Here is a 20,511-nt window from a genome sequence, read left to right as displayed (position 1 = left end):
ACTTGTACTTGGCGGTGTAGGTTCGCCGCCGAGCACGCTCGGGAACCTGAGGATCGGGAACATCTTCCATCCCTACAGCTTGCCCGGTCGAGCTGGGCCTTGTCATCACTGCGTTCGTCAAGGGGAACTCCTTCCCCGCCCTCTACAACACTATTCGGGACGATCCCGGTGCCTTGTCCAAGGTTGACAGAGAGGGGTCGCCCGGACAGGTCCGGGAGCTTTTGACCCGCTATCGACAAGGGCCCAGCCCTGGACAAGGAGTACCACTGATGGCTCGAGGAGAGAACCCCGTCCTGGAGACGATGACCGACATCAATGCCGTGTCACTGGCCAGCACCGAACTGGACGACCGCTCGCTGATGCTCGTCCGGATCGCGGCACTCGCCGCGACTGACGCCCCGGTCATGTCCTACCTGCTGCACGTCGGACCCGCGGAGGACGCCGGCGTGACCGTGGAGGATGTGGAGGATGTCCTCGTCGCCGTCGCACCGATCATCGGCACTCCGCGCACCATGGCCGCCGTGGGCAAGATTGCGGAAGCCCTCGGCATCGCGATCGAGCTGGGGTCGGAGGATACGCAGTAGCAGACAGGCAACAGGAACCGGCCAGGTCCTGGAGTCCGGCCCGCGAGCCTCAGAAAGCGGGGGCCGGGCGCGGACCATTACCGAATGGGAGAACACCGTGAGCAGATCCCCCCACGCGTCCCGGCATCCGGCCCGGCGCCTCAGATCGCTGGTCGGCATGCTGGCCGCCGCACTCGCGCTGAGCGGATGCGCGAACTCGGCACCCAGCAGACCGTCGCCCACGACCTCAGCGTCGGCCTCAGGGTCTGCCTCTGCGTCGACGCCGAGCGCGGGCGCTGCGCCGTCGGCCGATCAGACCCCCTGGGCCGGTGACGTCTGCATCTCGACCTCGACCCTGAAGTCCGATCTCCAGGGGCTGGCGACCGCAGCCACGACGGGCGGCGGCAACGCTCACGACGACGCTCAAGGACGTCCCCGCCAGACGTGAGGACGATCCCGAGCTGGTGGCGGTGCGGCAATCCGCTGATGACCTGGACACGTCTCTCGGCGCCCTCGAGGCGAGCGTGGCCGCCGTTGACGGCAAGACGGGAACGGCCCTGGTCACGGCGATCGCTGCCGTCGTCAGTGCCGCCGGCGACTCACTGGCGGCACTGGCGGGCACGGTGGAGGCGATCGGGGCGGCCGCCGCGGACACCGGGAGCACGATCGGTCAGGCATGCGACGCGGTACCGGAATGCGATGTGCTGACCGAATAGTGCTGACCGAATAGTGTCTGGCCGAATACTGCTGCCCGGTCAGAGATCGGCGAGCAGGCTCACGGGGGATTCGATGCAGGCGGCCACGAAGGTGAGGAAGCCGGCGGCGGTTCCCCCGTCGCAGACCCGGTGATCGAAGACCAGGGACAGCTCGACCACGGTGCGCACCGCGAGTTCGTGGTTGACCACCCAGGGGCGCTCGATCATGCGGCCGATGCCGAGGATCGCGGCTTCCGGGTGGTTGATGATCGCGGCCGACCCGTCGACCCCGAGCGCACCGAAGTTGTTCAGGGTGAACGTGCCTCCACTCAGCGCGGCCGGGGGGAACGCTCCGTCCGCGGCCTGGCCGACCAGACCGGCGATGGAGTCCCGCAGCTGCCGGGTCGTCAGAGCGTGGGCGCCGTGCACAACCGGCACCATGAGCCCCCGCGGAGTCTGGGCGGCGATGCCCAGATTGACGGCGCCGTGTTGCAGGATTTCCTGGCTCGCGGTGTCCACCGACGAGTTCAGCAGCGGGTACCGGCGCAGCCCGGCCACCGTGAAACGGGCGATCAGGGCCGTCACGCTGAACCGCTCACCGGTCGCCGCGAGCAGGCGGTCGCGGGCCGCGAACAGCTCGGTGGCGTCCACGTCGAGCCAGACGGTCGCCTCCGGGATCTCCCGGCGCGAGGTCGTCATGCGCTCGGAGACCACTTTTCGCAGTCCGCTGATCGGGATGCGGATGTCTTCCGGCTTCATCGCGGCCTCTGGGGCGGCCGGGGGAGCTGCCACGGGAGCCGCCACGGGAGCCACGAAAGCTGACGCGGGAGCCGCCACGGGAGCTGCCACAGCGGTTTCTGCCGCCGCGGCGGCCCGGTCGCGAATGTAGGACTCGACGTCCCGGCGCAGCACCAGGGCGTCCGGGCCGCTGCCCTGCAGGGTGGTCGCGTCGAAACCGTTCTCGCGGGCCAGTCGCCGCACCAGGGGCGAGACGACCGGGGACCGACCGGAACGTGGGGTGGGCGCCACCCGCGGCGGAGTCGCCGGAGTCGCCGGAGTCACGGCGGCCGGCTGCGCGGCGCTGGAACGGATGCCGAAGCGCCCCTGGGCGGGGCGGCGCACCGGGCGGGTGTTCTCACTCGTGCCGTAGCCGACCAGCACGGCGCCGGATGCCGAGCCCGCGGGCGCGACGGACGAATCGGCCCCCGAGTCGGCGCCCGAATCGGCCCCCGAGTCGGGAGCAGGGGGCGCCGGGGACGGCGGTGGGGTGGGCGTCCCGGCCGAGGGGGCGACGGTATCCGTCACCGTCAGGATCACCTGCCCGGCGTGGACGACCTGGCCGACGTCGCCGATCAGGGCTTCGACCACGCCGCCGTAGGGGGAGGGCAGCTCGACGATGGATTTGGACGATTCGACCTCGATCACGGGCTGGTCGATCGCGATGGTGTCGCCCACAGCGACCAGCCACGAGACGATTTCGGCCTCGGTGAGTCCCTCGCCGAGGTCGGGGAGGATGAAATTCTGTCCCATCAGGACCACTCCCAACTGCCGAGGGCGGCCAGGATGCGGTCGGGGGTGGGCAGGAAGTACTCCTCGAGTTTGGGCGACGGATACGGGATGTCGAAGCCGGTGATCCGCAGGATCGGCGCGGCGAGATGGAAGAAGTTGCGTTCGGTGAGCCGGGCGGCCACTTCAGCGCCGTACCCGCCGAACTGGGCGGCCTCGTGCACGACGGCGGCGCGCGAGGTCTTCCGCAGGGACGCGCCCACGGTCTCGTCGTCGAACGGGGACAGGCTGCGCAGGTCGATCACCTCGATCGAGAGACCCTCGGCTTCGGCCAGCTCCGCGGTCGCCAGGGCGGTCTTCACGGTCGGACCGTACGCGATCAGCGTCACGTCGGTGCCCTCCCGCAGCACGAGGGCGGTGTTCATCGGAGCGGTCTGCACCGGCAGGCTGAGCTCGGCCTTGGACCAATAGCGGCTCTTGGGCTCCATGAAGATCACCGGGTCGTCGCTCCGGATCGCCTCGCGCAACATCGAGTACGCGTCGGCCGGGTTCGACGGCGAGACCACGGTCAGGCCGGGAGTCGCCGTCCAGTAGGCCTCGGACGAGTCGGAGTGGTGCTCCACCCCGCCGATGTCGCCGGCGTAGGGAATCCGGATCACGATCGGCAGCGAGATGCGGCCGCGGGTGCGGTTGCGCATCTTCGCCACATGCGACACGATCTGCTGGAACGCCGGGTAACTGAAGGCGTCGAACTGCATCTCCACCACCGGCCGCAGACCGTAGATGGCCATGCCGATCGCCGTTCCCACGATCCCCGACTCGGCCAGCGGGGAATCGCTGACGCGGGTCTCGCCGAACTCGGCGTACAGGCCGTCGGTCACTCGGAAGACGCCGCCGAGCGGCCCGACGTCCTCACCGAACAGAACCACCGTGGGGTCGTCGCGCATCGCGTCCTGGATGGCCGCGTTGAGGGCGGCCGCCATGGTGAGGCTGGCCGGGGGGCGTGTCTCTGCGAGAGCGGGGAGCGTCATCGGGTTGCACCTGACTGGGTTGCGTCCGCGGCGTGCGCGGCGTGGTCGGCGTAGTCGGCGAGCTCGGTGGCCAGGAAATCCCGCTGTTCCCGGAGCGCCGTGCGGGGGGTGGCATACAGGTGGTCGAACAGCTCGAGCGGATCCACCGGAGCCGTGCGCGTCATGCAGTCCCTCGTCGAGGCGGCCAGATCTTCGGCCTCCAGCAGGATGTCCGCGCGCTCCCGGTCCGACAGGGCGCCAGACTCGGAGAGGAAGGTGTCCAGGCGTGCGATCGGATCGCGCCGTCGCCAGATCTCCAGGTCGCCGGCATCGCGGTAGCGGCTCGGGTCGTCCGAGTTGGTGTGCGCCTCCATCCGGTAGGTGAGGCCCTCGATCAGGGTGGGACCCTGGCCGGCCCGGGCGTTCTGCACCGCCGCCGAGGTGACCGCGTACATCGCGGCGACGTCGTTGCCGTCGACGTAGTAGCCGGGCATGCCGTACCCGATGGCCTTGTCGGCGATGGTGCGGCAGCGCATCTGCTTGTCGAGCGGCACGCTGATCGCGAACTGGTTGTTCTGCACCAGGAACACCACGGGGGCCTGCCAGACGGCGGCGAAGTTGAGGGCCTCGTGGGTGTCGCCCTCGCTGGTGGCGCCGTCGCCGAGCAGGGTGAGCGCCACCGTGCTGTCGCGCTTGAGTTTGGCGGCCGTGGCCAGCCCCACGGCGTGCAGGGCCTGGGTGGCCAGCGGGGTGGCCTGCGGGGCGATCTTGTGCTCGTAGGCGTCGTAGCCGCTGTGCCAGTCGCCGCGGAACGACGCCAGGATCTGCTCGGGCTTCACTCCGCGGGTGAGCAGCGCGATGCTATCCCGGTAGGTCGGGAACAGCCAGTCCCCGCTGTCGAGGGCGGCGACCGCGGCGATTTCGCAGGCTTCCTGGCCGAGCGCGGACGGGTAGGTGGCCAGGCGGCCCTGCCGGGTCAGCGCGGTGACCTGCACGTCGAATCGCCGGGCGACGACCATCCGCCGGTACAGACTCAGCAGGGTGGCCGGGTCGGGCAGGGTGAGCCCCCCGGTCTCGTCAGGGGCCACCGCCCGGCCGGCGTCATCGATCAGTCGGAGGGGTTGCGGCACCGAGAGCGTGCTCTCCGGAAGGTGCTCGACATTGAGGCTCATGACGCAATGGTGCGGCATCCGTCGCCCGGCGACGATATCGCCGTGACGGTTGTGAACGAATGGCCCGAAGCGGATCCGCGCCGAACCATTCGACCGGTGAAATCAGGTCGTCAGCGCCAGATGTCCGGCGCCAGGGCCGGCGCGTGACCCGCGATTTCCTCGAGGATCAGGTGCGAGCGGGTCGAGACCACGCCCGGCATACTGTGGATGTCTCGCAGGATGGCCTGGCTCAGCTGTTCGTGGTCCGGCGCGCTGACGGTCAGGATGATGTCGATGTCACCGCTCACCGCCATCGCCTTCTCGACGAAGGGGAGTTCGCTCAGCCGGGCGGCGATGTCGGCCCAGGACACGTCGGCGATCTTCACGATCACGAGGGCCGTGACCTTCAGGCCCAGGGCCGTGCGGTCGATCTGAGCGCCGAACCCGGTGATGACTCCCCGCTCGACCAGGTTGTGCAACCGCGTGTGCGCGGCCGTGCGGGAGACGTGCACCAGGGCGGCGAGCTGCCTCGTCGACAGCCGGGCGTCCCGGCTGAGTTCGGCCACGATCCGTCGGTCGATCGGGTCGAGCCCGGCGGAGGCCGCGGGCGCCGGGTGCTGCGTCATGGTATTCCTCGGGCTCGGGCGGCTCAGGCGGGGGAGTCGTCGCTGTTCTGTCGGCGGAGTTCTGTCGGCGGAGTTTCAGACTACTGCCAGCTCCAGGGAGGCGCGCACGGCCCGCAGGTAGTGGTTCTTCGGCCAGTACCGCAGCCGCCGCGGCAGTCGCGGATAGACCACGGCGGTGAACCTCAGCAGGCGATCGAAGCGGCGCTGGGACCGCGGTGACCAGGACAGGTCGAACAGGCCGCGAACGGAGGCGGGGAGCAGTCCAACGGTCACGAACCGGCCTGCCGGCATCAGCACCCGCAGCCAGAGCGGGCCGGTCCGCGGGTGCAGCAGCTGGCGGGCGACGGCTCGCGTGGTGGCATCCGTCTGCAATCCCGCGACCTGCTCGCTCCAGTAGCGGGCGAAGGCGGCCCGGTCGCGGGGCCAGAGAGCGGCCGGCATCTGCAGCGAGGTACCCAGCACGGCGTACTCCTGGTACACCGCGTCGGCCGTGGCCTCGTCCAGCGGGCCGAAGACGAGTTCCCGCATCCTGATCGCGGAGTCGTAGAGGGTCGCGGCCACCCAGAGCTGCAACTCCGGGGTGAAGGCGCTGTAGGCCGGCCGGCCGGGTGCTGCGGGTGCGTTGACGGGCCCGTGGGCGAGATTGACGCGGCGGGTCGCGCCGGCGGCCTCCTCGGGTGTGCCGAACACCACGGCGTAGACGTAGCTCAGGGTGCCGTTCAGGCGGTTCAGCGGATGGGCGACGAAGTCGCTGTGGTGGGCCACCCCGTGGCCGATAGCCGGATTGGCGATCTGCAGCAGGATGGAGCGTCCGCCGGCGGCGATCAGGACGGCCTCGCCGGCAATGTCGCTGAGGTTCTGGTCTCGCAGCTTCATGGTGCTCCTCCCGGCTGAAATCCGAGTGTAAAGCGGCGACAGCAGAAATGGATGGGAATAATGCGCAGTCGTATGCACTTGCATATAACCGACGGCGAGAATCCACCGTCCCACGGATTGAAGGAGCACCCATGACTGAGACCACCGCAGTGAGCATCCCCGGCTACAAGGCCGGAACCTGGACGATCGACCCGACCCACAGCGAGGTTGGCTTCAGCATCCGTCACATCATGATCAGCAAGGTCAAGGGCAAGTTCGAGATCTTCGACGCCACCATCGTCACCGGTGAGAACCCGCTCGAATCCAGCGTCACGGCCACCGCCCAGGTCGCCTCGATCAACACCAACGAACCGAACCGCGACGGCCACCTGCGCACCGGCGACTTCTTCGACGCCGAGACGTACCCGACCATCAGCTTCGTCTCCACCGGCGTGCGTGCGGCCAAGGGCGACTTCCTCGTCGACGGCGACCTCACGATCAAGGGCGTCACCAAGCCCGTCACCTTCGACTTCGAGTTCGGCGGCTTCGCCACGGACCCGTACGGCAACCAGAAGGCCGGCGCAACGGCCAAGGCCGAGGTCAACCGCGAAGACTTCGGTCTCACCTACAACGCGGCCCTCGAGACCGGCGGCTTCCTGCTCGGTGACAAGGTCACCATCACGCTCGAGCTCCAGGCGGCACTGCAGGCCTGATCACAGGGCTTACTCCCTGACGGGAGCGCGTCCAGACCGGAGCGCTTCCCGACCGGAACAAAGGAGGGACCCCGCCACGGGGGGTCCCTCCTTTCGTGCTTTCATGGGCACTATCTGGCGAGTTCACGCCCGTGCACGGTCAGCGCCCAGATTACGGCGACGCCCGCGACGATGAAGAGCATGGCCCAGAACGGGTAGTACGGCAGCCAGGCGAATGCCACCAGCGTTCCGATGAAGGCCAGGATCACCCCGAACGTGCGCGCCCACACCTTGCCGGTGAAGAGCGTGCCGCCGGCGATGATCGTCAGGATGCCCAGAATCAGGTGCACCCAGCCCCAGGTCGTCGTGTCGAACTGGAGCACGTAGTTCTCCGTTGCGACGTAGAACCCGTCCTGCGCCAGGGCGGCGATCCCGGCGATCAGCCACCAGCACCCCAGCATGAGCATCATGAAGGCGGCGAAGGCCGCCGCACCGACCGTCCATCCGCTGGGCTCTTGTTCAGTCATGGGAGACCTCCTCCTTCTGCAGTTGTGCAAACTGGTGCGGTTCGGCGGGGGTCCTAGACGGCGATGTCACGACCGTGAACGGTCAGGGCCCAGATTGCGGAGACGCTCGCGACGATCAGCAGAATCGCCCAGTACGGCTAATGCGGCAGCCAGGCGAATGCCTCCAGCGTTCCGATTAAGGCCAGGATCACGCCGATCGTGCGAGCCCAGACGGCTCCGGTGAAGATGGCGAACCCGGCGAGCAGTGTCAGGATGCCCAGGATCAGGTGAATCCAGCCCCAGGACGTCGTGTCGAACTGGAGGATGTAGTTCGCCGTGGCCACGTAGAAAGTGTCGTCCACCAGGGCGACGATTCCGCCGATGATCCACCAGCTGCCCAGCATGAGCATCATGAAGGCCGCGAAGGCGGCCGCTCCGATTGCCCACCCAGTTGCCTCTTCTTATATGCGTCTGATCTGCTCATGAGTACCCTCCTTGTTCATGCCCAACGGAAGTGTTCGGCGTCGAGAATTGCGCTCTCACCTTCGGCCGGGGGCGGCGGATTGTGAACCTCCCAAAGGGTTCTTCGAGGGAGTAGCCACGGCGGGATCAGCCGGTGGCCGTGATCGCGGCCCTGACCTCGTCCAGGGCCCGGACCGGGCGTTCCTCGTCGGCCGCCACCGGTCTGACGGCGATGGTGGCGGCGTGCCCGATGGCCCGTTCGATGGCCCCGCGTAGTCCGGCTGCGGCGACGACGATCAGGGCGGCGAAGCCGGAATCCAGGAGCTCACCCAGGTCCTGCAGATCGGCGCGAGTCATTCCCCGCGCGACCCGGCCGGCGATGGCGGACAGTCCGGCTCCGGAATAGGCAGTCCAGCCGGCGGCGCCGATGCCGATCGCGGGCAGCAGGACAACGGCCAGTCCGGTGGCCAGACCCCATCCCGTGCCGACCGACCTGCCCCGAGCGGGAACGGTGTCGGACCTGATGTACAGCTTCGCGGTGCCGTCGCCCTTCTTGGCGATCACGGCGGCATCGAACGAGCGGATTCGGTCGCCCACGCCGACGGGTCCCCTGTCGACCGGCCCCGCGCCGTAGAAGTCTCTGACGGCCTGGAAGTCGCCTTCGGCGGACGACACGTCCCGGTACGTCCCCACGAACGCAAGATGGCTCACGGCCGTGGTGCAGATCCAATTCCGCCTGAGCGGTCTGAGCGAAGCCGAGCAGGAACGGCTCACCCCGTTCGGCGGCCAGACCGGCGAGCCGCTCAGCCAGGACCCAGGCCTCAGCCGATCGCCCGAGCGCCTGCCGGGTGAAACAGAGCGCGACCAGGCCGTGCACGAAGTGGATGGACGCGCTGCCGGCACGGTCGTCCACGAGGGGACCCAAAATCTCCTCCGCCCCGGCCAGATCGTTCCGGGCGTAACGCTCGATCCCGAGCAGGTACCGCCCGGCGGCCGCCAGGTCGGGCAGCCCGTCCTCCTCCCCGTGGGTGAGGAGGTTCTCGGCCCCCGCGCGCACGGTGCGGAGATCGACCTCGAGCCAGGCGGCGTGCGCACGACCCAACTCCCACGGTCTTGACCGATTGGCGCCGAGGACGGGATCGAGGCTGCTGTCTTCGGCCGCGGTGAGTGCGGCGGGGTAATCTCCCGTGGCCTGCAGAGACACGATGCGGAGCGCGCGGCCGAAGGCGGTTTGTCGTTCCCGGGTCCGCGGCAGCGAGGCCAGGCCCCGTTCGGCCAGCCGAAGCGCGTCGCGGGCGTCACCGGCAGCGAGAGCCAGGCAGCCCCGGAGCACGTCCTGACTTCCGCCGAGGTCCGAGTCCTCCTGCCCGGGGAACGTGGCAGCGGGCCCGGACGCGAGCAGTTGGTCGATTCGGTCGACCGCGCTAGCCAGGACCCGGCCCTGGCCGCCCGCTCCCATCAGCGCCCAGGTTTCCAGGCTGAGGATGCGAGGGTCCCGGTCGGCCTGCTCGCGGGGGAACCGGGTGAGCAGCCGTCCGAGCCGGGGCCAGTCGCCCTCGTCGAGGAGGCGCTGTCCGCGGGACACGACGATCTCGGCCGCGCCGCGCAGGTCATCGGCGGCGAGCAGCTGGTCCAGCGCCTCGTCGGGAAACCCGTTGCCCGCCAGCCAGGCCCCGGCCCGCCTGCGCAGCGCGGCCACATCCGTTGCCCGGCTCTGCTCGAGTTGCGCGCGGAGGAGGCCCCGGAGGAAATGGTGATAGCGGTACCACTCGCCTGCGCCGCCCAGGCGGGAGATGAACAGATTGTGCCGTGACAGCCAGTCGAGCACCTCCCGTCCCGTGGGGTGCACGGCGTCCGGGTCCCCATCCGCGAGCAGCGCGTCGCACAGAGGGGCGCAGAAACGGTCGACGACCGAGATCATGAGGAGGGGCCGGCGTAGCTGGGCGGGCTGGGCGGCGAGCACCTCTGAGGCCAGGAAGCGGTGGATGTGCTCGTCATCGAAGTGACCGGTCGCGCTCGAGGCCAGGGCGGCCGGGTCACCCCGGTTCCGCCGGGCGGCGAGACCGAGCCGCAGGCCGACCGGCCAGCCCTCCGTCTTCTCCTCGACCGCCGCGGCGAGTTCCGCGTCCACGGGCGCGCCCAGCTCGCGAGTCACCATCTCTTCGATCTCCTCCCGGGTGAATCGCAGATCGCGCTCCCTGATTTCGGACAGTTCCCCGTGCGGTCGCAGCTCGTCGAGGGACAGGAGGGGATCGAAGCGGGTCAGGAAGACCGGATGAAGGCCGCGGGGCGGATGCCGCAGAATCGACTCGAAGAGGCGGTTCACCGGCGCTGACGCGACCAGGTGGTAGTCGTCCAGGACCAGCGCCAGGCGGGCCGGGAGCACCTCCAGCTCATTGAGCAGGAGCGTCGTCAGCTCCCGCTCCGTCAGTCTCTGCGGCGCCCGGCTCTCGGTTTGGGGCAATGCGCGGGGGAAGACGGCCCGCACGGCCGCGGTGAGATAGCCCAGGAAGAGGGGGAGTTCACCGTCGCCGGGCTCGAGGGACAGCCAGGCGGAGGGCATCCGGGTCTGCTCCAGCCACTGGCAGGCCAGGACGGTTTTGCCGTAGCCGGCCGGGGCGGCGAGGATCGTTGCGGTCAGTGGGGTGCCGCCGTTCAGCTGTTCGAGGAGCCGCGGTCGCTGGAGCGAGCCGGCGGCGACCGCGGGAGGCCTCAGTTTGCTCGCGAGGATCAGGCTGAAGGCGCGGTCTCTGCCCCGGCGCTGCTGCTCCGCGACCATGCCCGGGACCCCCTTCGCGCCAGCCGACCGGATCGACGGTCCGACCGTGTCGCCGTAGCGATGTCACCCTAGCGACAGTGAGGCGGATTCGATAGGTGATCGGGCCGGGGCAGCGGCTGGTGTTGCGCCCGCTACTCGCCCTTGATCTCCTCGCGCACGCGGCGCAGGTCCTCCATCAGTGACCCGATCAGGATCCAGTGCTGCGGATGCGGCGTGAAGATGACCAGGGGCTCCGTCAGGGCCGGCGGCTCCACGACCGGGTTCACCGGCGTCTGACCCGGGTGGTCGACGTGCTCGGCCAGTAGCCGGAGGTCGTGGGCGGCCCGGCTGAGTTCGACGGTGATCGCCAGCACGGTCGGTTCCAGGTGCAGCGAATGGTCGTAGTGGTCACGGAGCGCGCGCGTCATCCCGATGGTGCGCGTGACCAGCGCCGTCAAGCGGTTGTAGAACTCCTCGTCGACGTCCAGCAGCCGCCGGTGCACCCCGTGCCGCGGATTGAGGGTGAGGCTCTCCTCGGCCTGCTTGATCGCCTTCTCCGCCTTCTCCAGCATGGGGCGGAGCAGGCGGGCCTTGATCATCATCTCTTCGATCTGGCCGGCCTGCTGCGGAAAACGAAGGGCGTCCACGATCCGGTCGAGCGTGTCGGCGACTTCGCGGCCCAGCCGCACGACGGCATCGTGTGCCGGGCTCAGGAGCACGGGCGGCACGATCAGGGCGTTGACGACCAGTGCGGCCGCGGCCCCGATGATGGTCTCGATGATCCGGTCCCGCGCGTACTCGGGCGTGGAAGCCCCGAGCGAGAGCACCAGCATGGCACTGATCGGGATCTGGCTTGCCGAGCTCGGAGCCAGGCGCAGCGCCCAGGCGAGCATGATGCAGAAGATAATCGCTGCCAGCACGATCCAGCTGGACTCCCCAAAGGCGATGCCGACGGCGTAGGCGATGAGCACTCCGCCGATGACGCCGAGACTGCGTTCGACCGCGCGGCCGAGGGTCTGGTTGATGTTCGGTTGCACCACCAGCAGGGCCGCGATCGCGGCGAAGATCGGCAACTCGGTCTGCAGGAGAGCCTGCGACAGGATCCAGCCGAGCGCAACGGCGACGGATGTCTTCACGGCCTGGAGAAGGGGAATCCGGCTTTCGGATCGCAACCGGGCAGTAATCCTCACGTGCTCAGGTTAGCGGAACCACCGGGTCCGGGGCGCCGCGACCGGGCCGGATGGTCACCGGCCGCCCGGAGAACCGAGCATAGTCATCGATCGCCCGCTCGAAGCCGGCCCATTGCCGCGGCGTCATGGTCTCGAAGGGTGCAGCCTCGACCCAGACTCCTCGCGGCGTGGTCTCGGTGCGCCAGGTTCCGACCACCCGGCCGTCGGAGAGGATCAGCGGCAGGAAGATGCCATTGCGACCGGGAACCAGGAGCGGAAAACGGTCGTCGGGGACAACGACACTGCGACCGCGGTACCCGAGCAGATACTCGTCGAAGCCGGGCAGGGCGAACACGGTCGAGCGCCGCTGCGGCGCGGAACCGGGAAGGCCGGCCTCGGCCGAGGCCGCCAGAAAATGGGTCACGCCGCCCAGATCGATTTCGATCAGGTCCTTCCTCGCCACCCCGAGTCCGATCCGGATGTCGGCCAGGGTCAGCTGGGACCACCAGGCCAGATCCTTCGCCGTGGCCGGGCCATGCCCACGGAAGTAGCGGGTCGTGAGTTCTCCCAGGGCTTCGTCGTGCTCGAGCCGACGGGGTGAGGGCACCCACTCGTCCAGGAGCACGAGTGTTTGCGCCGTACCGGTGTGCCTGCCCCAGCAGAGAGTCCCGGTGAGGGCGAGGTTCGCCACCAGGTGGTAGCCGCGCTGGCCTCCGGTGGAGATCCCCTGCGCTTCGAGTGCCGCGAGGAAGCCCGCTCGCGTCAACTCGCGACCGCCGGAGAGCGAGTCGAGGGCAACGGTGCGTGCGCCTTCGATCGCGGAGTCGTCGAGGCCGAGCTGTGCTCGCCGCGTGCGCATTCCGGCGAGCACCCGGGGCGCGCTGAGGCCCAGCATCCAGTGCAGGTCAGGAGCGGGGACGAAATGAAGGGTGCCGCGCAGGGGCCAGGAGCGCACGAGCACCGCCGTGTCGATCGCCCGCGCGACGTCGGAGACCGTCGATCCGGGCACCCGAACACCGATCGCCCACAGGCCGGCCCGATAGTCCTGGGCCTGCACGGCCAGCATCCGTCCAGCGACCGCCCCGGGGTTCGAGAGTGCGGGCCCGGAGAGCCCGTGGCATCCCAAACGCATCCGGATGACATCGGTGCGGGAGGCTCGCGTCGCCATGAGCCCAGTATGCGACGGATGCCCCGCGACTGCCGGTTAGGGCAGGTCGTCGTCCGTGCGGGCGCCGAAGACGATCTCGTCCCAGCTGGGCATGGAGGCGCGTCCACGTTTTCCGGCGGCCCCGGTGGAGCGGGCCGGCGGTGTGGCAGGGGTCGAACGGGCGGGGCTCAATCCGGCAGGTGTCAATCCGGCAGGGGTCAATCCGGCGGGGGTCACTCCGGCCGGCGCCGATCCGGACGAGGCCGCCCCGGGGGAGGTCTGGTTCGTGGCCGCCTGGCCGGCGGCCGCCTGGGTCGACCAGAGGTTGCGCGCAGACGCGGACCGGTTGCCGGCAGCGGGCGAGTCCGCGGCGGGGGTGACGGTTCGGTCGACGGTCTGGTCCACGAGATGGATCCCCGCGGCGGAGGCCTGTCCCACGCCGTTGCTGAGCGTGCTCTCGGTGTTGGTGCTTTCGAAAGCCGCGGCTTCGCGTTCGCCGCGGCGGCGGCGCAGGGACTCCAACAGGTCCGCGGTCTCGCTCATGCTCTGGGGTGGTTCGTCGGCGCGCTTGATGGCCGCCCGGGAGACGGCATCCGTCGTGCCGGCCGATCGGGAGTACGGAATCGGGTCCAGGAGCGGTGCGGTGTCGTTGAGCAGTTCGTCGGCCAGTGATTCCTTGAAGGTGAAGGCGCCGCTGTCGAACCGTGACACATCGGCCAGGCTCGTCTCGGCGCCGACCGCGCGCAGGCGGGGAATCAAGGCACCCTTGAGTTCGCCCTGCTGGGAGAGCGCGATGGCCTCGTTGCCGACGGGGGAGAGGGAGTTCTTCTTCGGTTCGAAGCCCCAGCGGGCGTCGTGGTCGATGTCGTCGGCGGTGAACGCGAGTTTCACGATCCAGCCGGCGCCGGGCTCTTTCCAGCTGGCCCAGCGCTCATTCGTGGCGCCGAGCGACGCGAGGCGCTCCCGGATGACGGTGCCGAAATTCGCCCCGCCCTCGATCGGGTCCGGGTCGATGGCCGTGTGCACGGGCACTCCGAGCGCGCAGGACACGATGTACTCGCGTTCGGCGACGACCGGGCCCTCGAAACGGCGCACGAAGTCGATGGAGGCGCCCGTCACGGTGGCCACGTCCTCCGCGGACATGCCGGCCCTGATGTGGGCCTGCACTTCCCGCGGGCTCAGCTTCGTGCCGGCCGTGGATTCCGTCTGGGTTTGGCGAAGCCTGGACTGGAGAACTTCATCGATGGGGATCCGAAAACGGTCGCCCTCCTCTGACGCTGCGAGCAGCGCACCGTTCTCGACTCCAATAACTTTCAATTCCTGCATGTTGAAAGCCCTCTCGCGATCACTAGTGCAGCCAAGACTGCCATGTAAAACCCGAATATTCGGGGAATACGCCGGGCGTGCCGCAAGTTGACAACTGTGCCGAAGAAAAGACTCGGCGCGTAGTTTGCTATTCCGCCCGGATTGTTGGAAACTATGGCCGCCGAAATCGTTTCTCGGCGTAACTGAAATGGATGGGTATGGCAACCGATTACGACGCACCACGGAAGACCGAAGACGACTCTGAGTCGATTGAGGCCCTCAAGGAGCGCGTACCCGACAAGATGTCCGGTGTCGTAGATGTCGACGACTCGGACAACCCCGGTGGGTTCGACCTTCCCGGCGCCGATCTGTCCGACCTCGACCTCGATGTCGTTGTCCTGCCCCCGCAGGCCGACGAGTTCACCTGCGTCGAGTGCTTCCTCGTGAAGCACCGTTCGCAGATGTCGCACGAGACCAAGCTCGGCCCGGTTTGCCTGGAGTGCGACTCCTAAACGCGCTTAGATGCTGGACGCTGGCCGTCGTGATCCATTGATCGCGGCGGCCAATTTCTGTGGGTGGCGGGTCGACACGAGCCAGTACGGCGCCGGATCGGTGGCATCCACGATGGGGATGCGCACGACGGGGCGGATCCAGCCGCGGATGAGCAGCCAGGCGCGCGCATTGAGGTTGCGCCCGCGCTCCAGGACGGCGTCGTCTCCGTCGAAGGCCTGCGCCTCGCCGAGGAGATCGGTCGAGATGCGCGCGCGGCCGGCGGACAGTTCGCCCTGGCGCACTTCGACCACCGGCGCCGAGAGAAGCAACCCGGCCACGCAGGCGGCATACAAACCGATGGCGATGAGGATTCCGGCGAGCATGGATATCGGCGCGAAGACGAGGATGCTCGCGGGGATGATCAGTGCGGTGGCAAGGTACGGCGCGGGAGGGGCCCACAGTTTTTCGCGATATTCAGGCATGGCTCTATTCGATCAGACTTCTGCACTAGCCTCGACACGTGGCAGAAAGCGTCGAAGTCCTGATTACCGCGTCCGTCCTCCCGAGTTACGCGCATCCGGGTGATGCGGGAGCGGATCTTCATTCCTCCCAGGCCCTGGTCCTGGCTCCCGGTCAGCGTGCCCTGGTCGGCACGGGCGTCTCGATCGCCCTTCCCGACGGCTACGCGGCCTTCGTCGTTCCCCGCAGCGGACTCGCCGTCAAGCACGGCATCACCATCGTCAACGCGCCGGGCACGGTGGATGCCGGCTATCGCGGCGAGATCAAGGTCGCGCTGCTGAACACCGATCTGGCCGAGCCGCACACGATCGCGGTCGGCGACCGCATCGCCCAGCTCATCGTCGTGCCGGTATCCCGGGCCACTTTCATCCCGGTCGACCGCCTTCCGGGCAGTCAGCGCGGCGAAGGCGGATTCGGCTCGACCGGCCTCACCCAGCACATCACTGGAACCGATACGTCAGGAGACAACCAGTGAGCGACATAGCGAACTCGGACGAATTCCCCGGAGCCACGGCCAAGTCAGCTCCGGAGGACCGCGCGACCGAGGGCCCGCTCGACGAGGTGGAGGCCAACCCGGTCCGGCCCTACGTCGACCTCGGTGGCGTCAAGATCCTGCCCCGGGAGGGACTCCACCTCCGGCTCGAAATCGAAGAGGGCAGCAAGCGCGTGGTGGCCATCGGGCTCGACTACGCCGGGTCCACCCTGCAGGTGCAGCCGTTCGCCGCCCCGCGCTCCAGCGGCCTGTGGAACGAGATCCGCGACCAGATCGCCGACCAGATCGGCAAGCAGGGCGGCACCACGACGCTGCGCGAGGGACCGTTCGGCCCCGAACTCGTGGCCGAGATCCCGGTTGCCGCCGGACTGGGCACCGGCGAGACGAGCCGGCTGGCCCGGTTCATCGGCGTCGACGGCCCACGCTGGTTCCTCCGCGGCGTGATCGCCGGGGAAGGCGCCGTCAATGCCGAAGCCGCGAGCCAGATCGAAGACCTGTTCCGCAGCATCGTCGTCGTGCGCGGGGCGGCGCCGATGCCGCCCCGTGACCTCATTCCGCTGCGGATGCCGGCCACCCCGGCTGGCGCGCCCGAGCCGGGCAACGCCTGAGGGACGCTCGTATGACGGACGCACCGGAACAACCCGACGCCCCTGCACCCGAGGCCCCTGCGCCGGACACCCCCGCACCCGACGCCCCCGCCGCGCGGAACGACGGCACGTCCGGCGGTTCCGAGGCATCCGCTGTCTTCGCCGAGGGCATGGCCGCGGCCGCGCGGCGGGCCGGTTTCACTCCGGCCGCCGAGGGCGAGCCGATCAGCGGTCGCGCCCTGCTCGCGGCGATGGGCGGCATCCGTGGGCTGGTGGAAGCGGTTATTCCCGGGCTCGTCTTCCTGATCACCTACACCTTCATCCGTCAGCTCATCCCCGCACTGATCGCCCCGGTCGCGATCGGGGCGGCCTTCATCGTTGCCCGGCGACTCGTGCGGCAGACGGTGACGCCCGCCGTCGGCGGACTGGTCGGCCTGATCGTCAGCGCCGTACTGGCACTCTTCACCGGCAAAGCGGAGGACTTCTACCTTCCGGGTTTCTGGACCAACGGCGCCTACGGGGCGGCCCTGCTGATCTCGGCGCTGGTCGGCTGGCCCCTGGTGGGACTGGCGGTCGGGTTCCTGATGGGGGACGGGGTGTCGTGGCGGGCCCACGCGTCCAAACGCCGTGTCCTGACGATCCTCACCCTGTGCTGGGCCGGACTCTTCGCCGTGCGCCTGGCTGTGCAGCTTCCCCTGTACTTCTCCGGGAATGTGGAGTGGCTCGGCGCGGCGAAGCTCCTGATGGGCATCCCTCTGTATGCGCCCCTTCTGGTGATCTCGTGGCTGATGGTGCGATCGGTCTACCGCGCGGCGGACGACGACGCGAAAAAGTGACGCCACGCGGGGGTAAACGGCACGCACGTGACGGATACGACGCTAGAGTTATCTCTACGTCAAGATAGTTTGGTGATGAGCATCGCCCGGGCGCGGACTGCCGGTTAGGTAACCCTTACTGGCAGCGGCAGGCGTCCGGTCGTCAGGATTGGGGATTGCGGGCGGTTTTCCGTCGGTTTCCACGAAGGAGAGGGCATCGTGTCTGCACTGAATAACGCGGTAGTGAACAGTTTTGGAGCCAAGGACACCCTGCGTGTCGGTTCGACGGACTATGAGGTCTTTCGTCTCGACGCGGTCAAGGGCTACGAGAAGTTGCCGTTCAGCCTGAAGGTGCTTCTGGAGAATCTTCTCCGCACCGAGGACGGCGCCAACATCACCGAGGCGCACATCCGCGCCCTGGGCGAGTGGGTCCCCACGGCGGAGCCCGACACCGAGATCCAGTTCACGCCCGGACGCGTGGTGATGCAGGACTTCACCGGTGTTCCCTGCATCGTCGACCTCGCCACCATGCGTGAGGCCGTCGCCGAACTCGGCGGCGACCCGAAGAAGATCAACCCGCTCGCTCCGGCCGAGCTCGTCATCGACCACTCCGTCATCGCGGACCTGTTCGGCACCGCGGACGCCCTCGAGCGCAACGTCGAGATCGAGTACGAGCGCAACGGCGAGCGCTACCAGTTCCTGCGCTGGGGTCAGACCGCGTTCAACGACTTCAAGGTCGTGCCCCCGGGAACCGGCATCGTGCACCAGGTCAACCTAGAGTACCTGGCCCGGGTCACCATGACCCGCACGGTCACGGATGCCGCAGGCACCGAGGTGCTGCAGGCCTACCCCGACACCTGCGTCGGCACCGACTCGCACACGACCATGGTCAACGGCCTGGGCGTGCTCGCCTGGGGCGTGGGCGGCATCGAGGCCGAGGCCGCCATGCTCGGCCAGTCGATCTCCATGCTCATCCCCAAGGTGGTCGGTTTCAAGCTCAACGGCTCCATCCCGACCGGCGTGACCGCGACGGACGTCGTGCTCACCATCACCCAGATCCTGCGCAAGCACGGCGTCGTCGGCAAGTTCGTCGAGTTCTACGGTGCGGGCGTCGCCCAGGTGCCCCTGGCCAACCGCGCCACCATCGGAAACATGAGCCCCGAGTTCGGCTCGACGGCCGCCATGTTCCCGATCGACGACGTCACCCTGGACTACCTGCGCCTCACCGGTCGCAGCGAAGAGCAGGTCGCGCTGGTCGAGGCCTACTCGAAGCTGCAGGGCCTCTGGCACGACGCCGACAAGGAGCCCGCCTTCAGCGAGTACCTCGAGCTCGACCTCGGCACCGTCGTCCCGTCGATCGCCGGCCCGAAGCGCCCGCAGGACCGCGTCATCCTCAGTGAGGCGAAGTCGCAGTTCGAACTGGACCTCCAGAGCTACGCGACCCAGGATCTGACCGTGGTGGACGCTGCCGTCGAAGCGTCGTTCCCGGCCTCGGACCCGATCGGTTTCACCGCCGAGGACGAGAACCTCGACCACGTGGTCTCGCACAGCCACGTGAGCCACGCCCCGGTCAGCGTGTCGCGCCCCGTCGCCATCACCACGGAGGCCGGCGCGAGCTACACGCTCGACCACGGAGCGGTCGCCGTCGCGGCCATCACGTCGTGCACGAACACGTCCAACCCGAGCGTCATGCTCGCCGCGGGCCTGCTCGCCCGCAACGCGGTCAAGAAGGGCCTGACCAGCAAGCCGTGGGTCAAGACCACTCTGGCTCCGGGGTCGAAGGTCGTCACCGACTACTACGAGAAGGCCGGCCTCACCGGCGACCTGGAGGCCCTCGGCTTCTACACCGTCGGCTACGGCTGCACGGTCTGCATCGGCAACACCGGTCCGCTGATTGACGAGGTCACGGCCGCGATCAACGAGAACGATCTCGCCGTCACCGCGGTGCTCTCGGGCAACCGCAACTTCGAGGGCCGGATCAGCCCCGACGTCAAGATGAACTACCTGGCGAGCCCGCCGCTGGTCATCGCCTACGCCCTCGCGGGTTCGATGAACTTCGACTTCGAGACGGATTCCCTCGGCACCGGTTCAGACGGCAACGAGGTGTTCCTCAAGGACATCTGGCCTGACTCCGCCGAGGTGCAGGCCACGATCGACAGCTCGATCGACACCGCCATGTTCACGAAGCAGTACGGCGGCGTCTTCGAGGGCGACGAGCGCTGGCGCTCCCTGCCGACGCCGAACAGCGAGGTCTTCGAGTGGGACCCCGAGTCCACGTATGTGCGGAAGCCCCCGTACTTCGAGGGCATGACCATGGAGACCACCCCGGTGGTCGACATCGTCGGCGCCCGCGTTCTGGCCAAACTGGGTGACTCGGTCACGACCGACCACATCAGCCCCGCCGGTTCGATCAAGGCGGACAGCCCGGCCGGCGCCTACCTGCTCGAGCACGGCGTCGAACGTGGGGACTTCAACTCCTACGGCTCGCGCCGCGGCAACCACGAGATCATGATTCGCGGAACCTTCGCGAACATCCGTCTGCGCAACCAGCTGCTTGACGGCGTCGAGGGCGGCTACACCCGCGACTTCACCGTCGACGGGGCTCCGCAGGCGTTCATCTACGACGCCGCCCAGAACTACCAGGCCCAGGGCACGCCGCTGGTCATCTTCGGCGGCAAGGAGTACGGCTCGGGTTCGTCTCGTGACTGGGCTGCCAAGGGCACGAGCCTCCTCGGGGTGAAGGCCGTCATCACGGAGAGCTTCGAGCGCATCCACCGCTCCAACCTGATCGGGATGGGCGTCGTTCCGCTGCAGTTCCCCGCGGGGCAGAGCTGGGCGACGCTCGGCCTGGACGGCACGGAGGTCGTCACGATCACCGGGCTCGACGAGCTGAACAACGGCACCACCCCGAAGACGGTCCACGTCACGGCCGTGCCGAGCGAGCAGTCGCCGGCCGGCAAAGCGACGGTCGAGTTCGACGCGGTCGTCCGCATCGACACCCCGGGTGAGGCCGACTACTACCGCAACGGCGGCATCCTGCAGTACGTGCTGCGTTCGCTGGTCGCGTAGCCTCCCTGAGTCGGCTTTCGGCTGGCTCTCGAAACCGGCGCGTAGACTCGGTCTGACCGAATCTATGCGCCGGTTTCTTTTTTTGGCGGCG

Annotated in this window: 22 protein-coding genes; 9 read left to right on the top strand and 13 right to left on the bottom strand. The window is 68.5% G+C overall.

Annotation, left to right across the window (positions count from 1 at the left end; genetic code table 11):
- The first annotated feature begins 269 nt into the window (after window positions 1–269).
- The 3 genes from E3O49_RS03580 to E3O49_RS03570 all read left to right on the top strand — a co-directional run bounded on the left by E3O49_RS03580 (window position 270) and on the right by E3O49_RS03570 (window position 1,279).
- Window positions 270–584 (top strand): carboxymuconolactone decarboxylase family protein, encoded by a 315-nt coding sequence (locus E3O49_RS03580; protein ID WP_134364984.1) that lies wholly within the window; start codon window positions 270–272, stop codon window positions 582–584.
- Between the two features lie 97 nt (window positions 585–681).
- Window positions 682–1,011, top strand: coding sequence for a hypothetical protein (locus E3O49_RS03575; RefSeq protein WP_134403147.1), 330 nt, complete (start codon window positions 682–684; stop codon window positions 1,009–1,011).
- A 22-nt stretch (window positions 1,012–1,033) separates the two neighbouring features.
- The gene (locus E3O49_RS03570) at window positions 1,034–1,279 is read left to right on the top strand and encodes a hypothetical protein (RefSeq protein WP_160141012.1); all 246 of its coding nucleotides are present in this window, start codon (window positions 1,034–1,036) and stop codon (window positions 1,277–1,279) included.
- Between the two features lie 39 nt (window positions 1,280–1,318).
- On the opposite strand, the gene E3O49_RS03565 is transcribed toward E3O49_RS03570, so the two are convergent.
- The 5 genes from E3O49_RS03565 to E3O49_RS03545 all read right to left on the bottom strand — a co-directional run bounded on the left by E3O49_RS03565 (window position 1,319) and on the right by E3O49_RS03545 (window position 6,427).
- Complete coding sequence (locus tag E3O49_RS03565; RefSeq protein WP_134364981.1) at window positions 1,319–2,788, bottom strand: dihydrolipoamide acetyltransferase family protein; 1,470 nt, start codon at window positions 2,786–2,788, stop codon at window positions 1,319–1,321.
- The gene (locus tag E3O49_RS03560; protein ID WP_134364980.1) at window positions 2,788–3,795 is read right to left on the bottom strand and encodes an alpha-ketoacid dehydrogenase subunit beta; all 1,008 of its coding nucleotides are present in this window, start codon (window positions 3,793–3,795) and stop codon (window positions 2,788–2,790) included. The genes E3O49_RS03565 and E3O49_RS03560 overlap by 1 nt, the downstream gene beginning before the upstream one ends.
- A complete protein-coding gene (pdhA, locus tag E3O49_RS03555) occupies window positions 3,792–4,946 on the bottom strand; it encodes a pyruvate dehydrogenase (acetyl-transferring) E1 component subunit alpha (RefSeq protein WP_134364979.1) in 1,155 nt (384 codons plus the stop codon). The genes E3O49_RS03560 and pdhA overlap by 4 nt, the downstream gene beginning before the upstream one ends.
- Window positions 4,947–5,056: 110 nt before the next feature.
- Window positions 5,057–5,551 (bottom strand): Lrp/AsnC family transcriptional regulator, encoded by a 495-nt coding sequence (locus E3O49_RS03550; RefSeq protein ID WP_134364978.1) that lies wholly within the window; start codon window positions 5,549–5,551, stop codon window positions 5,057–5,059.
- Between the two features lie 75 nt (window positions 5,552–5,626).
- Window positions 5,627–6,427 carry an oxygenase MpaB family protein gene (locus tag E3O49_RS03545; protein ID WP_134364977.1) on the bottom strand — a complete coding sequence of 267 codons (801 nt, stop codon included), beginning with the start codon at window positions 6,425–6,427 and terminating at the stop codon, window positions 5,627–5,629.
- Between the two features lie 131 nt (window positions 6,428–6,558).
- On the opposite strand from E3O49_RS03545, the gene E3O49_RS03540 reads away from it, so the two are divergent.
- Complete coding sequence (locus E3O49_RS03540; protein WP_134364976.1) at window positions 6,559–7,119, top strand: YceI family protein; 561 nt, start codon at window positions 6,559–6,561, stop codon at window positions 7,117–7,119.
- A gap of 110 nt (window positions 7,120–7,229) precedes the next feature.
- Here E3O49_RS03540 and E3O49_RS03535 read toward each other — a convergent pair whose 3' ends face one another.
- The 7 genes from E3O49_RS03535 to sepH all read right to left on the bottom strand — a co-directional run bounded on the left by E3O49_RS03535 (window position 7,230) and on the right by sepH (window position 14,466).
- Window positions 7,230–7,625: a DUF7144 family membrane protein gene (locus E3O49_RS03535; RefSeq protein WP_134364975.1), complete on the bottom strand. Its 396-nt coding sequence runs from the start codon at window positions 7,623–7,625 to the stop codon at window positions 7,230–7,232.
- A 137-nt stretch (window positions 7,626–7,762) separates the two neighbouring features.
- On the bottom strand, window positions 7,763–8,044 hold the full coding sequence (locus E3O49_RS03530) for a DUF7144 family membrane protein (RefSeq protein ID WP_420898182.1): 282 nt from the start codon (window positions 8,042–8,044) through the stop codon (window positions 7,763–7,765).
- A 169-nt stretch (window positions 8,045–8,213) separates the two neighbouring features.
- Window positions 8,214–8,423: a hypothetical protein gene (locus E3O49_RS03525; protein ID WP_134366750.1), complete on the bottom strand. Its 210-nt coding sequence runs from the start codon at window positions 8,421–8,423 to the stop codon at window positions 8,214–8,216.
- Window positions 8,392–10,845 carry a winged helix-turn-helix domain-containing protein gene (locus tag E3O49_RS03520; RefSeq protein WP_134451001.1) on the bottom strand — a complete coding sequence of 818 codons (2,454 nt, stop codon included), beginning with the start codon at window positions 10,843–10,845 and terminating at the stop codon, window positions 8,392–8,394. The genes E3O49_RS03525 and E3O49_RS03520 overlap by 32 nt, the downstream gene beginning before the upstream one ends.
- A gap of 131 nt (window positions 10,846–10,976) precedes the next feature.
- Window positions 10,977–11,960 carry an FUSC family protein gene (locus tag E3O49_RS03515; RefSeq protein ID WP_241981063.1) on the bottom strand — a complete coding sequence of 328 codons (984 nt, stop codon included), beginning with the start codon at window positions 11,958–11,960 and terminating at the stop codon, window positions 10,977–10,979.
- A 58-nt stretch (window positions 11,961–12,018) separates the two neighbouring features.
- A complete protein-coding gene (locus E3O49_RS03510) occupies window positions 12,019–13,161 on the bottom strand; it encodes a winged helix DNA-binding domain-containing protein (RefSeq protein WP_134366747.1) in 1,143 nt (380 codons plus the stop codon).
- A 36-nt stretch (window positions 13,162–13,197) separates the two neighbouring features.
- Window positions 13,198–14,466 carry a septation protein SepH gene (gene sepH, locus E3O49_RS03505; protein ID WP_134366746.1) on the bottom strand — a complete coding sequence of 423 codons (1,269 nt, stop codon included), beginning with the start codon at window positions 14,464–14,466 and terminating at the stop codon, window positions 13,198–13,200.
- Between the two features lie 197 nt (window positions 14,467–14,663).
- On the opposite strand from sepH, the gene E3O49_RS03500 reads away from it, so the two are divergent.
- Entirely contained in the window at window positions 14,664–14,957 is a 294-nt protein-coding gene (locus E3O49_RS03500) for a DUF4193 domain-containing protein (protein WP_134363594.1), read from the top strand.
- Window positions 14,958–14,963: 6 nt separating this feature from the next.
- Here E3O49_RS03500 and E3O49_RS03495 read toward each other — a convergent pair whose 3' ends face one another.
- Window positions 14,964–15,419 (bottom strand): DUF3093 domain-containing protein, encoded by a 456-nt coding sequence (locus tag E3O49_RS03495; RefSeq protein WP_134366745.1) that lies wholly within the window; start codon window positions 15,417–15,419, stop codon window positions 14,964–14,966.
- A 38-nt stretch (window positions 15,420–15,457) separates the two neighbouring features.
- Between E3O49_RS03495 and dut the strand changes: the two genes are divergently transcribed.
- The 4 genes from dut (at window position 15,458) to acnA (ending at window position 20,420) form a co-directional block, all read left to right on the top strand.
- Window positions 15,458–15,931 (top strand): dUTP diphosphatase, encoded by a 474-nt coding sequence (gene dut / locus E3O49_RS03490; protein WP_134366744.1) that lies wholly within the window; start codon window positions 15,458–15,460, stop codon window positions 15,929–15,931.
- Window positions 15,928–16,557, top strand: a complete 630-nt coding sequence (locus E3O49_RS03485) for a DUF3710 domain-containing protein (RefSeq protein ID WP_420898181.1) — start codon at window positions 15,928–15,930, stop codon at window positions 16,555–16,557. The genes dut and E3O49_RS03485 overlap by 4 nt, the downstream gene beginning before the upstream one ends.
- 11 nt (window positions 16,558–16,568) lie before the next feature.
- Entirely contained in the window at window positions 16,569–17,372 is an 804-nt protein-coding gene (locus E3O49_RS03480; RefSeq protein WP_134366743.1) for a DUF3159 domain-containing protein, read from the top strand.
- Between the two features lie 222 nt (window positions 17,373–17,594).
- The gene (gene acnA / locus E3O49_RS03475; protein ID WP_370263863.1) at window positions 17,595–20,420 is read left to right on the top strand and encodes an aconitate hydratase AcnA; all 2,826 of its coding nucleotides are present in this window, start codon (window positions 17,595–17,597) and stop codon (window positions 20,418–20,420) included.
- Window positions 20,421–20,511 lie beyond the last annotated feature (91 nt).

This window comes from Cryobacterium shii, assembly GCF_004402595.1.
In the GTDB taxonomy this organism is placed as follows: Bacteria; Actinomycetota; Actinomycetes; order Actinomycetales; family Microbacteriaceae; genus Cryobacterium; species Cryobacterium shii.
Note: the sequence above shows the minus strand (reverse complement) of the source record. Positions and strands in the feature narration are given on the sequence as shown.